This is a genomic window from Enterobacter sp. T2 (assembly GCF_010692925.1).
GTDB lineage: Bacteria > Pseudomonadota > Gammaproteobacteria > Enterobacterales > Enterobacteriaceae > Enterobacter > Enterobacter kobei.
This window is the reverse complement of sequence record NZ_CP048736.1, coordinates 2612960-2625998: the sequence shown is the minus strand read 5'-3', so window position 1 is coordinate 2625998 and position 13039 is coordinate 2612960. Positions and strand designations below refer to the sequence as shown.

13 protein-coding genes and 1 other annotated feature are annotated in these 13039 nt (G+C 53.3%); of the genes, 6 read left to right on the top strand and 7 right to left on the bottom strand.

Annotated features, from left to right (window positions below; translation table 11 throughout):
• Positions 1 to 134 precede the first annotated feature (134 nt).
• The 3 genes from G0034_RS12570 (at position 135) to cspE (ending at position 2070) form a co-directional block, all read left to right on the top strand.
• Positions 135 to 794 (top strand): EAL domain-containing protein, encoded by a 660-nt coding sequence (locus tag G0034_RS12570; protein WP_117580295.1) that lies wholly within the window; start codon positions 135 to 137, stop codon positions 792 to 794.
• A gap of 4 nt (positions 795 to 798) precedes the next feature.
• Positions 799 to 1443 carry a helix-turn-helix transcriptional regulator gene (locus G0034_RS12565; protein ID WP_117580293.1) on the top strand — a complete coding sequence of 215 codons (645 nt, stop codon included), beginning with the start codon at positions 799 to 801 and terminating at the stop codon, positions 1441 to 1443.
• A gap of 414 nt (positions 1444 to 1857) precedes the next feature.
• Positions 1858 to 2070 (top strand): transcription antiterminator/RNA stability regulator CspE, encoded by a 213-nt coding sequence (cspE, locus tag G0034_RS12560; protein WP_014884103.1) that lies wholly within the window; start codon positions 1858 to 1860, stop codon positions 2068 to 2070.
• A 155-nt stretch (positions 2071 to 2225) separates the two neighbouring features.
• On the opposite strand, the gene G0034_RS23660 is transcribed toward cspE, so the two are convergent.
• The 7 genes from G0034_RS23660 to trpL all read right to left on the bottom strand — a co-directional run bounded on the left by G0034_RS23660 (position 2226) and on the right by trpL (position 10422).
• Positions 2226 to 3482 carry a mechanosensitive ion channel family protein gene (locus G0034_RS23660; protein ID WP_179120910.1) on the bottom strand — a complete coding sequence of 419 codons (1257 nt, stop codon included), beginning with the start codon at positions 3480 to 3482 and terminating at the stop codon, positions 2226 to 2228.
• A gap of 266 nt (positions 3483 to 3748) precedes the next feature.
• On the bottom strand, positions 3749 to 4558 hold the full coding sequence (gene trpA / locus G0034_RS12550) for a tryptophan synthase subunit alpha (protein WP_179120909.1): 810 nt from the start codon (positions 4556 to 4558) through the stop codon (positions 3749 to 3751).
• Positions 4558 to 5751, bottom strand: coding sequence for a tryptophan synthase subunit beta (trpB, locus tag G0034_RS12545; RefSeq protein WP_014884100.1), 1194 nt, complete (start codon positions 5749 to 5751; stop codon positions 4558 to 4560). The genes trpA and trpB overlap by 1 nt, the downstream gene beginning before the upstream one ends.
• Before the next feature lie 10 nt (positions 5752 to 5761).
• Positions 5762 to 7120, bottom strand: coding sequence for a bifunctional indole-3-glycerol-phosphate synthase TrpC/phosphoribosylanthranilate isomerase TrpF (gene trpCF, locus G0034_RS12540; RefSeq protein ID WP_117580289.1), 1359 nt, complete (start codon positions 7118 to 7120; stop codon positions 5762 to 5764).
• Positions 7121 to 7123: 3 nt separating this feature from the next.
• A complete protein-coding gene (trpD, locus tag G0034_RS12535) occupies positions 7124 to 8719 on the bottom strand; it encodes a bifunctional anthranilate synthase glutamate amidotransferase component TrpG/anthranilate phosphoribosyltransferase TrpD (RefSeq protein WP_014884098.1) in 1596 nt (531 codons plus the stop codon).
• Positions 8719 to 10281, bottom strand: coding sequence for an anthranilate synthase component 1 (locus G0034_RS12530; RefSeq protein ID WP_023330555.1), 1563 nt, complete (start codon positions 10279 to 10281; stop codon positions 8719 to 8721). Before G0034_RS12530 ends, trpD begins: the two co-directional genes overlap by 1 nt.
• A 25-nt stretch (positions 10282 to 10306) precedes the next feature.
• Positions 10307 to 10401 (bottom strand) — a sequence feature (Trp leader region).
• Positions 10378 to 10422, bottom strand: coding sequence for a trp operon leader peptide (gene trpL / locus G0034_RS23545; RefSeq protein ID WP_106993556.1), 45 nt, complete (start codon positions 10420 to 10422; stop codon positions 10378 to 10380). (Overlaps the previous feature by 24 nt.)
• Before the next feature lie 139 nt (positions 10423 to 10561).
• Between trpL and rnm the strand changes: the two genes are divergently transcribed.
• From rnm to rluB, 3 genes are all read left to right on the top strand, one after another.
• Complete coding sequence (gene rnm, locus G0034_RS12520) at positions 10562 to 11443, top strand: RNase RNM (protein WP_045135522.1); 882 nt, start codon at positions 10562 to 10564, stop codon at positions 11441 to 11443.
• Positions 11440 to 12060 carry an L-threonylcarbamoyladenylate synthase gene (locus G0034_RS12515; RefSeq protein ID WP_003856793.1) on the top strand — a complete coding sequence of 207 codons (621 nt, stop codon included), beginning with the start codon at positions 11440 to 11442 and terminating at the stop codon, positions 12058 to 12060. The genes rnm and G0034_RS12515 overlap by 4 nt, the downstream gene beginning before the upstream one ends.
• A gap of 96 nt (positions 12061 to 12156) precedes the next feature.
• On the top strand, positions 12157 to 13035 hold the full coding sequence (gene rluB / locus G0034_RS12510; RefSeq protein WP_014884095.1) for a 23S rRNA pseudouridine(2605) synthase RluB: 879 nt from the start codon (positions 12157 to 12159) through the stop codon (positions 13033 to 13035).
• Positions 13036 to 13039 lie beyond the last annotated feature (4 nt).

The following is a 13039-nucleotide window of genomic DNA, read 5'->3' as shown; positions in this document are numbered from 1 at the left end:
TGGGTGATCTATTTTTTATTCCTATTATTACGGGACGATTTTACTAAAATTAATGATTGTGCTTGTTTTAATCACAAGTGTGATCTGGTGTTTTATTCCTGAATAAGACGTGGCATGCTGATGTAAGGTTTTTTATGATTAGTGCTCTTCGCTTTCAGCCAATTTTTTCCGTTAGGCAGCTAAACATTTTAGGCTATGAGGTCTTAAGCCAGCTCAAAAGCTCAGTGGACAACGAGATTTATTTCAGTGCGCTGGATATTCCAGCGCACATTACTCTTTTGGACAAACAACTTACCATTTTGAATCAACTTGATGATAATGAAAAATATTATATAAACCTGCCTGTTTCAATGCTGTGCAACGTAACGGCAATTCATTTTATATTAAGTTCTTTAAATAAAAATATCATCATTGAACTTCAGGATCCTGCTAATCTTGATAAGCTTAATGGTTTCGAACGCATGGCGTTGATGAGCAATCTTCATCTTATTCATTCGAATGGATTTGAAGTATGGATTGACGATCTCACACCAGCACTATTACGGGTGCTATCATCTTTTATTTTTGCATTTGATGGGGTTAAAGTGGATAAAAATTTTTTCTGGCAGCAGTTAGAAAATCCGAGCTTATTGCGTTCCTTTGTTTACTGTTCTAGTCTGTTAACTAACAATATCCTTATTGAAGGAATAGAAACTATCGAGCACTACAATATAGCCATTGAGTGTGGCGCAACGCATTTACAGGGTTATTTGTGGCCAGAGCATCACTATACCTTACCATTGGTAGTGGGATGATTTTATGATGAATGTTGTGATTAACGATAAGGACTTATTCTTTCGGTTTGGGCTGCTTAAACTTCTTCAGCAAATTTTCTCCCTTGCAGAAACGGATTACATTGTTAGTGATAAACTGGATGCAACGACAGTTCATGACGTTGACGTTATTGTTATGAATTTTTCGGTAGGCGAAACGGTTATTTGTCATCAGGTTCTCAAAAAAAGGAAGAAAAAAAGTTTATTGATAGGCATCTATCCGGAGAAAAAAAATCCTCGGTTCGCAAGACTACCGTTGTGTGTCAAGAACAGTGTTTTTATTGCTCGTGACGATTCTATCAAAGCGATCACAGACAAAATTCATTTTGCTGCTAAGAGTCTTACCGTGTCGCGAGAAGGGGAGTATGCCTTTAGCTGTTTAGACTGCGCGTGTAGAGTGTTGTCGCCACAACAAATGAAAATTGCTGTTGGGTTTTTCCATGGACAAGATACGAAACAGATTGCGAAGGTGTTAAGTATCAATGCCAAAACAGTCAGTGCCCACAAGCGACAGATCATGCAAAAGTATGATCTTGACTGTGATTTTGAGCTGCTGACTCTCCTGAATCGAATGGGGCATCAACAGAATATGCGATATTTATTTAGTGAGCGATTAATCTTCATTGTGTAGCATTGTCAGGGATGACATGCACGTAATCCGTCCTGCTCGAGTATGCATTAAGTTAACAGCAGTACGGGTAGGTCAAGGGCATCCTGGCTGGACAAGGGGCAGTATGCTCTGGCTAAACAGGGCGTGAATACGCTGCTCCAGCGCCTTAATTTTCATAGCCATTCAGCCGTCCGGGTGTTTAAGCGGTTATAATAAAAAATAAAAACTTTGCTTAAAAAAATTTTCTGTGCCTAAATAGCGTCATCGGTTTGGAATACAGACCTTATAAAAGCAGTTTAGTAAAGCAGTCCTCAGTTCAGGTGTTATCAATAGATACTCTTCTTCGTGAGCCTCCTCCTAAGTGCCAAATAAGTTACTCTCTAAATACAGGCCATCATCGCCGCGCTTAGTGGCTCAAAAAATAAGGAATTATCTATGTCTAATAAAATGACTGGTTTAGTAAAATGGTTTAACGCTGATAAAGGTTTTGGCTTTATCACGCCTGACGACGGCAGCAAAGATGTATTCGTACATTTCTCTGCTATTCAGAGCGACAGCTTCAAATCGCTTGATGAAGGCCAGAAAGTGTCCTTCACCATTGAAAATGGCGCTAAAGGCCCGGCAGCGGGTAATGTTTCTCCGCTGTAAGTCGCGCTTGTTATCAATGACCCTTACGATAGCGATGAAGACGCGAGTCTGAGCAGTTAAGCTTCACTGATAACAAAAAAACCCGCCGAGTGCGGGTTTTTTTATGGCTCCAGGAAAATTGTTATTCTGTTTTGCCGACCTGTTTTCAGAGACAATTATCCTTCACCCGGAGGCGGGATGCGGTCCCGAAGGCTGTATTCCTGTGATAAACGCCAGAAATCATGACCAGCCGGATGCTGATATAAGCGGAGCGAGAATTGACTGGCGACAGCGGTGATGTATTCAAATATCGCTGACTGGGTATTTTCATACTCCATCCACAGTACGGATGAGGTAAAACAATAAATTTCCAGGGGAATACCCGACGGCGTAGGCTTTAGCGTTCGCACGACAATATACATTTCTTTGATAATATCAGGCCGATCGGCGAGCCATGCCATCAGGTAGTGCCGAAAAAGCGTTAAATTTGTCAGGCCATTATCCATAAACCAACTGTCCGGAACGCCCATGGGATCACGCCCGTCGATGAGCTTTGCCAGCGGTTCATTCGTGCCGCGCAGGGCCAGCATCGGGGCCAGCGTTTCCTGAGTGAGGAATTTAACTGAGTGCTGATCGATAGTGGTGCTGCGCATAATCCGGCGCGCCCCTGACGAAAACATGGCCTGCCAGTTGGTATACGTTTCGGTCAGGAAGTTTTTGGTCGGGATACGCGAGATTGTGTTATCCCAGTTACGGATGGTAATGGTGTGCAGCGCTATGTCGGTCACTTCGCCACTCAGGTTCTTATCGGGCATTTCAATCCAGTCCCCCAACTGCAGGACATCATTTGACGAAAGCTGGATATTGGCCACGAGCGAAAGCAGGGTGTGCTGAAAGACTAACATCAGTACGGCTGCTACGGCCCCGAGGCTGGAAATAATGATCGCGGGGGATTTATTCGACATGACGGCAAGGATCATGATCGCAGCGATGATGTGGATAAATATTTTCCCTATCTGAATATAGCCTTTGATAGAGTGATTTTTACGCTTCGTCTTGCGTAAATAAGAGCTGTTGACAATATCCAGCATCTCATTGAAGAAAACCGACAGAAAAATAAAGAATAAAATCCCACAGATGGTATTTATTGCCGTCACCAGCGATGCCGGCATATTGGGCATAAACTGCAGGACGTAATAAACGATAATAACCGGAATGAAATTCGACAGCTTCTCGGCAATACGACGATCTTTTTCCAGCGGGACATCCTGTTTATGGCTGGAAAAGAAGACCTTACGAACGATTTTTATGAGCAGGAATTTGCACATCAGGTGCGCAAAGAAACCGGAGATGACCAGCAGAATAAGATTAAATCCAATGGCCAGAGCCGGATTGCTTTCTATGAATGTTAATAAATAATCCAAGTACACCACCGCTTATCGCCTGAATCGTATGCCATTTTGTATTTACCTCATTCAGGAGATAAATACAAAGATTTAACCAAATCATATAATGGCATATCCGGTACAGGCAAGTCCACGACCTGAATCCTAACCCGCACCGAGCTATTTTGTTGCGGTCAGTAACTTTATTTTCAAATTCGTTCCAGGCGATAAAAGCAGGCGAATGTGCGTGGCAGTGCCCAGAATGGCGGCGCTAAAGAAACACCGTCTGGCGGCGAAGCCAGACGGTGGAGAGGTTACGCTTTGCGCGTTGCCGCTTTCATTGCGCTGACAAAGGTTTTCAGCTCAGTCAGCATTTGCTCTGGCTTGTCCACGTTCTTCTCAATGATTTTAACGATAGCGGAGCCTGAGATTGCACCGGCTGCGTTAGCGTCAATCGCCGCGGTGACCTGGTAGGGAGATGAAATCCCAAAGCCCTGCAGTGGAGGAGCGGCATGGTACTCAGCCAGCTTTTCGACCAGATGATGCAGAGGCAGCGCCGCTTTGTTCTCCGCGCCGGTTACACCCGCACGGGAGAGCAGGTAGGTATACCCGCGACCATAGGAGGCAATCTGGCGCAGCAGTTCATCATCGGCGTTTGGCGGGCAGATGAAAATAGGTGCCACGTTATGGCGCATCGCCGCCTGACGGAACGGCGCAGACTCTTCTACCGGTACGTCTGCCACCAGAACGGAGTCGACACCCACGCGCGCGCACTCGGCGTAAAACTCATCAATACCACGGTTAAACACCAGGTTGGCGTACATCAGCAGGCCAATCGGGATCGTCGGATGCTTCTGGCGGATCGCCGCCAGCATCTCGAAGCACTGAGTGGGCGTCACGCCTGCGGCAAACGCGCGCAGGGTGGCGTTCTGGATGGTCGGGCCATCCGCCAGCGGGTCAGAGAACGGAATACCCAACTCCAGCGCGTCGGCACCCGCTTCAATCAGGGCGTCGATAATCTTCAGCGACTGCTCCGGGCCAGGGTCGCCCAGCGTAACGAAGGGAACGAACGCGCCTTCCTGGCGGGATTTCAGTTCGGCAAATGCATTATCGTAGCGTTCCATCAGATTTCCCCTCGTGCTTTCAGAATATCGTGAACGGTGAAGATGTCTTTGTCACCGCGACCGGACAGGTTAACGACCAGCAGTTGCTCTTTTTCCGGGTTCTCTTTCATCATTTTCAGCGCGTGCGCCAGGGCGTGGGAAGACTCCAGCGCCGGGATAATCCCTTCGCTGCGGCACAGCGTTTTGAAGGCTTCCAGCGCTTCGTCATCGGTAATAGAAACATAATCCGCGCGACCCGTGCTGTTCAGATACGCATGCTGGGGTCCAACTGACGGAAAATCCAGGCCCGCAGAGATAGAGTAGGACTCTTCAATCTGGCCTTCCTCGGTTTGCATCATTGGCGATTTCATACCGAAGTAGATCCCCACGCGGCCATGCTTCAACGGTGCGCCATGTTCACCCGATTCAATGCCGTGACCGGCAGGCTCGACGCCAATCAAACCCACGCGGGTGTCGTCGATGAAATCAGCAAACATGCCGATGGCGTTAGACCCGCCGCCGACGCAGGCGATCACCGCATCCGGCAGACGACCTTCTTTTTCAAGGATCTGCGCTTTGGTCTCTTCACCGATCATGCGCTGGAATTCGCGCACGATGGTCGGGAACGGGTGCGGACCCGCCGCGGTACCGAGCATGTAGTGCGCGGTTTCGTAGCTGCCAGACCAGTCGCGCAGCGCTTCGTTACAGGCATCTTTCAGCGTCGCGGAGCCGCTGTGCACTGGGATCACTTCCGCCCCCATCAGGCGCATACGGAACACGTTCGGAGACTGACGCTCAACGTCTTTCGCACCCATGTAAATGCGACATTTCAGGCCCAGCAGGGCGCTGGCGAGCGCAGAGGCTACGCCGTGCTGGCCTGCACCGGTTTCAGCAATAATTTCGGTTTTCCCCATACGCTTCGCGAGCAGCGCCTGGCCGAGAACCTGGTTAGTTTTATGTGCGCCACCGTGCAGCAGATCCTCACGCTTGAGATACAACGTCGTGTTTGTGCCTTCGGTCAGGTTGCGACATTTCGTCAGCGCTGTCGGACGGCCCGCATAGTTTTTCAGCAGGTCGGTAAATTCCGCCTGAAATGCCGGATCTTTCTGCGCACTGACGAACGCCTCTTCCAGCTGGCGCAGGGCGGGCATCAGGATTTGCGGGACGTACATCCCGCCGAACTCACCAAAATACGGGTTAAGTAATGTCGTCATCTTCTCTTCCTTAATATGCACGCAGAGTGTTAAAAACCGAGGCCAGTTTGCTGGCATCTTTAATACCCGGTTGTGACTCTACGCCTGAATTGAAATCGAGGCCTGCGCAGCCCGCTTTGGCAGCTTCCACGCAGTTATCCGGGCTTAATCCACCCGCCAGCAGGACGTTGTCCAGCTTTTCGCCATTTAGCAGTGACCAGTCAAAACGCTGACCCGTACCGCCCTGGCCGTTGTCGAGCACATATTTATCAACATGATTCAGGTTACGTGCGGGCAGGGTGGTACCCACGCTTTGCGCTTTCCAGATCTGCACCTGAGGGGCGAGGTCTGCACGCAGCTTATCGATGTAGGCTTGATCCTCATCGCCATGCACTTGCACCGCACTCAGGGATAACGTTTCGGCTTTTGCCACGACGTCTGCGATATCCGCATTACGGAACACGCCCACATAGCTAAGTGGCGCTGCTGCGATCACATTGCGCGCCTGTTCCTCACTGACGGCACGAGGCGAGGCGTCAACAAAGATCAGGCCGCCGTAAATGGCCCCCGCGTCATACGCCGCCAGGGCATCCTGTTCGCGAGTTAAGCCACACACTTTGTTTTCACCGAGCAGGACGCGACGCACCGCGGCGTTAAGGTCGTCATGTTCCATCATGGCGGAACCAATCAGGAAACCGTTGGCGAAGTGGCTCAGCTCGCGCACCTGAGCGTAGCTGTTAATGCCGGATTCGCTGATTACCGTGACGCCAGAACCCAGACGCGGCGCAAGCTGGCGCGTACGGTTCAGGTCAATCGACAGGTCGCGAAGATCGCGGTTGTTAATGCCGACCACTTTAGCTTCCAGCGCGATGGCGCGCTCCAGTTCTTCTTCATTACTTACTTCGGTCAGCACGCCCATGTTCAGACTGTGCGCTACGGCAGACAGCTGGCGATACTGCTCGTCGTCAAGTACCGAGAGCATCAGCAGGCAGGCGTCAGCCTGGTAAAAACGCGCAAGCCAGATCTGATACGGGTCGATAATAAAGTCTTTGCACAGGATCGGCTGCGGCGCGATGCCGCTGACGATGGGCAGAAAATCGAAGCTGCCCTGGAAATATTTCTCATCCGTCAGCACGGAGATGGCTGACGCATGATGCTTATAAATACCGGCGATACGCGCCGGGTCGAAATCGTCGCGAATAACGCCTTTTGACGGAGAGGCCTTTTTGCACTCCAGAATAAAGGCGGTGCGTGCGCCCTGCAGGGCGTCATAGAAACGACGGCTGCTGGGAACAACATCATTCTGGAAACTGGCAAGCGGCTGCTCTGCTTTGCGGGCTTCCACCCAGATGGCCTTATCGGCAACGATTTTCGCTAAAACGGTCTGCATTCTTTACCCTCTTGCCGCAAGTGCGGTAACGCGATCGTAAGCTGCACCAGAGCGCAGTACATCCAGAACTTTTTGGGCGTTAGCCTTCAGGTCTTCCTCACCGTGCAAACGCATCAGCATGGCGACGTTGGCTGCCACGGCGGCCTCATGCGCGGCCTCACCTTTACCTTGTAGTAAGCGCGTCAGAATGTCACGGTTTTCTTCTGGCGTGCCGCCCGCCAGCGCGTCCTGATGATAGGGTGTTAAGCCGAAATCAGACGCCTCGAGCTGATAGCTAAGCACTTCGCCGTTGTTCAGCTCGGCTACAAGCGTCGGTGCATGGAGAGAAACTTCATCCATACCGCCGCTGTGTACCACGGCGGCACGCTGGTAACCCAGGACGCGCAGCGTCTCGGCAATCGGCAGGACCAGCTCAGGGCTGTATACGCCAATCAATGCCAGCGGCGGATGGGCCGGGTTAATCAGCGGACCGAGCACGTTAAAGAGCGTGCGGGTTTTAAGCTGCTGGCGCACCGGCATCGCATGGCGGAACCCGGTGTGGTACTTCGGCGCGAACAGGAAGCAGACGCCCAGGTCATCCAGCGCTTCGCGGGAACGTTCGGCATTCATGTCGAGGTTAATACCGAACGCGGCCAGCAGATCGGAGGAGCCAGACCGACTGGAAACGCTGCGATTACCGTGTTTCGCCACCTTCATCCCGCATGCCGCCGCCACAAAGGCGCTGGCAGTCGAAATATTGATACTGTTGCTGCCGTCGCCGCCGGTGCCGACGATATCGGCAAACGGATAGTCCGGGCGCGGGAACGGGGCGGCATTTTCCAGCAGGGCCGTGGCGGCACCGGCGATCTCCTGCGGGCTTTCGCCGCGCACTTTCATGCTCACCAGCGCCGCGGCCAGCTGTTCAGGCTTCAGCTCGCCACGCACTACAGCGGAGAAGAGCTGGTGGCTCTCCTGCTGGCTAAGGGTCTGCGCCTGGTACAGTTTCTCCAGAATCGGTTGCAGGGTATTGGTCTGCTCCAGCTTCTGTAGCGCCCAGTCGAGGGTCTGCTCCAGCAGACGAGCACCGTGTGATGTCAGGATCGATTCCGGGTGGAACTGCATGCCGCAGACGCGATCCGCGTCGTGACGTACCGCCATCACCATCCCTTCAAACGAGGCATTAATCGTCAGCCCGGCGGGAATATTACTCCCGACCAGCGAGTGATAGCGCGCAACCGGAAGTGGATTCGGTAACCCGGCAAACATCGCCTGGCCGTCATGTTCAATGCTGGAGGCTTTACCGTGCAGGATCTCGCCCGCCTGGCCGACATAGCCGCCGTAGGCTTCAACGATCGCCTGGTGACCGAGGCAGATGCCGATAATCGGTAGCTTGCCGCGCATGCGGGTCAGCAGCTCCGGCATACAGCCTGCTTCGCTTGGCGCGCCCGGACCCGGGGAGAGCATCAGCACCGGGTTTTGCATGGTCGCCAGACGGTCAATCAGGGTCTGCGCCGGTACGTGGTTGCGGTAAATAACGACGTTATGGCCATTCGCACGCAGCTGATCTGCCAGGTTATAGGTAAAGGAGTCGATATTATCGAGCAGCAGAATGTCAGCCATCAGAAAATCTCCTGTGCATGATGTGCGGTAGCAATGGCGCGCAATACCGCGCGAGCCTTACTGCGGGTTTCGTCAGCTTCAGACTGCGGAACAGAGTCGAGAACAATCCCGGCGCCGGCCTGGACGGTGGCAATTCCGTCTTCAACGTAGGCAGAGCGGATCACGATGCAGGTATCGAGATCGCCGTGGGCGGTGAAGTAACCCACCGCGCCGCCGTAGCTGCCGCGACGACGACCTTCGGCAGCGGCAATCAACTGCATCGCACGCACTTTCGGCGCGCCGCTCAGGGTGCCCATGTTCATGCAGGCCCGGTAGGCGTGCAGCACATCGAGGTCGCTGCGCAGTTCACCCACCACGCGGGAGACCAGATGCATGACGAAGGAATAACGGTCGACTTTGGTCAGATCAGCCACGTAACGGCTACCCGGCGTGCAAATACGCGCAAGGTCGTTACGCGCCAGGTCAACCAGCATCAGATGCTCGGAGAGCTCTTTGTGGTCAGTACGCATTTCCAGTTCTATGCGGCTGTCGAGATCGCGATCCAGTGAACCGTCGGCACGACGGCCGCGGGGGCGGGTGCCCGCAATTGGGTAGATCTCAATCTGGCGGCTGGTAGCGTCGTATTTCAGGGAGCTTTCCGGTGACGCACCAAACAGAGTGAAATCATTGTCCTGCATAAAGAACATGTAAGGGCTCGGGTTACTCTTTTTCAGCACATCGTACGCTGCCAGCGGCGACGGGCAGGGGAGAGAGAAACGACGGGAAGGCACTACCTGGAAAATTTCCCCGGCGCGAATCGCTTTTTGCATCTGGCGAACCACGGCCCCGTACTGATCGTCGGTCTGGTTAACCTCACACGTCATCTGCTCGACGCGCTGTACCGGCAGCGCAGGGGGCGCCTCCGTCATTTGCTGCTGGAGTTGAGCGATGCGATTTTCGAGGCGCTCTTTCTCAGCCGCGGACGGCGTGAACAGGCTGGCCTGGATGCGGGTGTATTTTTTCTGATGGTCGATCACCAGCAGGGTCTCGGCCAGATAGAAGCAGTAATCCGGGCAGCGGTTACCCTGCTCGGTTTCCGGCAAATCTTCAAACCCGGCGACCAGGTCATATGCAAACAGCCCGCCGAAGAACATCGCTTCACGCTCATCTTCCGGCACGGTGACCAGATTTTGCAGCAGGCGGAAAGCGTCGAAAACGGACAGCGAGCAGAGGCGGGCATCTTCGTCCAGCAGCTGGCTTACCGGAGGAAAATGCAGAATTCGCTGGTCCGGGTGACGTTTATTCTCGATGCCCGCAGGCAGGGCAGCATCGAGCAGCGGCAGCAGCGATGCGCCATTGTCAGAAAGTGCCTTGATGGTGACAGTGTCACCTAACGCGGTAATGCGCAGCGCGCTGTCGACCAGCAACAGGCTTTTAAGATCGTCTTTGCTGTCGATATCTGCAGACTCCAGCAGCAGCGTTGCCGGACGTGCGCCGCACACCTGATGAAACAGCGCGGTCGGGTTGTGGCGATAGGCCGCCTCGCAGGTCAGCAGGTCGAGATGGGGTTTGGCTGTTTGCATGTTGTTGTTCTCATTTATTCTGTTCAAAAAAAAGCCCGCTGGGTAGCGGGCTGGGTATCTGTTTGCATTTCGCAGACGCGTGACACTGCCCGAAAATCAGGAAGTGCGCCACCAACCGTGCAGAGTGAAATGTGCTGTCATTTTCAGATACCTTTCTCGTGTGAACTTGCGTACTAGTTAACTAGTTCGATGGCGAGTTGTCAACCCTTGATTTCAGAATTTCGCGTTAAGTCGGTATCATGGCGGTTTCGGATGTCTCCAACCTGTTATGGGAAGTGCTTTGAGCGATACCACCTACGCCATTATTTATGATTTACACAGCCATACGCAGGCTTCTGATGGTCTGCTGACACCCGAAGCCCTGGTTCATCGCGCGGTTGAGATGCGCGTCGGCACGCTGGCGATAACCGATCACGATACCACTGATGCCATTCCGGCAGCGCGCGCTGAGATTGCCCGCAGCGGGCTGGCGCTGAATCTGGTCGCCGGGGTTGAGATCTCAACCGTCTGGGAAAACCATGAAATTCATATCGTTGGTCTGAACATCGATATAGAACATCCGGCACTTGTAACGTTTTTGCAAGAACAAAAAACGCGCCGCAACCAGCGAGCGGAGATGATCGGCGAGCGTCTGGAAAAGGCGCATATTCCGGGCGCGCTGGAAGGGGCACAAGCGCTCGCGAACGGTGGGGCAGTCACGCGCGGTCATTTCGCCCGTTTTCTGGTTGAAGCGGGCAAGGCAACGACCATGGCGGATGTTTTTAAAAAGTATCTGGCGCGCGGGAAAACCGGATACGTTCCGCCACAGTGGTGTACAATAAAACAAGCTATTGATGTGATTCATCATTCTGGTGGTAAGGCCGTGCTGGCCCATCCGGGGCGGTATAATCTTTCTGCTAAATGGCTGAAAAGACTGCTGGCACACTTTGCTGAATGCGGTGGCGAGGCGATGGAAGTCGCCCAGTGTCAGCAGGCACCCAATGAGCGTGCGCAGCTTGCGACTTATGCTCGCCAGTTCGGCCTGTCAGGGTCGCAGGGCTCTGATTTCCATCAGCCCTGCGCGTGGATTGAACTGGGGCGCAAGCTTTGGTTACCGGCAGGCGTTGAGCCGGTCTGGCAGCTCTGGGAACAGCCGCAGCAAATTGAAGAGAGGGAAGTATGAGTCAGTTTTTCTATATTCATCCGGATAACCCGCAGCCACGTCTGATCAATCAGGCCGTGGAGATCGTCCGCAAAGGCGGCGTGATTGTTTACCCGACCGATTCTGGCTACGCGCTGGGCTGCAAAATTGAAGACAAAGGGGCGATGGAGCGTATCTGCCGTATTCGCCAGCTTCCGGACGGCCATAACTTTACGCTGATGTGTCGCGATCTCTCTGAGCTGTCGACCTATGCGTATGTTGATAACGTGGCGTTTCGCCTGATTAAAAACAACACGCCGGGTAACTACACCTTCATCCTGAAAGGGACGAAAGAGGTTCCGCGCCGCCTGTTGCAGGAAAAACGGAAAACCATCGGGATGCGCGTACCGTCCAACCCGATTGCGCAGGCACTGCTGGAAACCCTCGGCGAACCGATGCTCTCGACTTCGCTGATGCTGCCGGGAAGTGAGTTTACCGAGTCCGACCCGGAAGAGATCAAAGATCGTCTGGAGAAGGTGGTTGAGCTGATTATTCACGGCGGCTATCTTGGTCAGCAACCGACCACCGTGGTCGACTTAACCGAAGATGCGCCAGAAGTGATTCGTGAAGGCGTGGGCGATGTTAAGCCTTTCTTGTAGAGGTGTAAGCAGATATACTACGCGGCCATCAAAGCAGGGCCAGGCCCTCTTTTGACCTGATTCGACGCCTGTGAAGGCGACACCTGAGGAAGCTCAATGAGCGAGAAGTTACAGAAAGTGCTGGCGCGCGCCGGCCACGGTTCGCGCCGTGAAATCGAAGCCATTATTGAAGCGGGCCGCGTGAGTGTGGACGGTAAAATCGCCACGCTGGGTGACCGCGTAGAAATCGTACCGGGGCTTAAGATCCGCATCGACGGTCATCTTATCTCCGTGAAAGAGTCTGCTGAACAGATTTGCCGCGTGCTGGCTTACTATAAGCCGGAAGGTGAGCTGTGTACCCGCAACGACCCGGAAGGTCGCCCGACGGTGTTTGACCGTCTGCCTAAACTGCGAGGTGCGCGCTGGATTGCCGTGGGTCGTCTGGACGTTAACACCTGCGGCCTGCTGCTATTTACCACCGACGGTGAGCTGGCAAACCGTCTGATGCACCCAAGCCGTGAAGTGGAACGTGAATATGCCGTGCGTGTCTTCGGCCAGGTTGATGAAAATAAACTGCGCGACCTGTCGCGTGGCGTTCAGCTGGAAGACGGTCCTGCAGCGTTTAAAACCATCAAATTTACCGGTGGTGAAGGGATTAACCAGTGGTACAACGTCACCCTGACAGAGGGGCGTAACCGCGAGGTGCGTCGTCTGTGGGAAGCGGTAGGGGTTCAGGTTAGCCGCCTGATTCGCGTTCGTTACGGCGACATTCTGCTGCCAAAAGGTCTGCCGCGTGGCGGCTATACCGAACTGGATCTGACCCAGACCAACTACCTGCGCGAGCTGGTGGGGCTGACGCCGGAAACCACCTCAAAAGTGGCGGTGGAGAAAGATCGTCGTCGTATGAAGGCGAACCAAATCCGTCGTGCGGTGAAACGCCATAGCCAGGTGAACAGCAGCAACCGTCGCTCTGGCAGCCGGAATAACAACGGTTAATCTA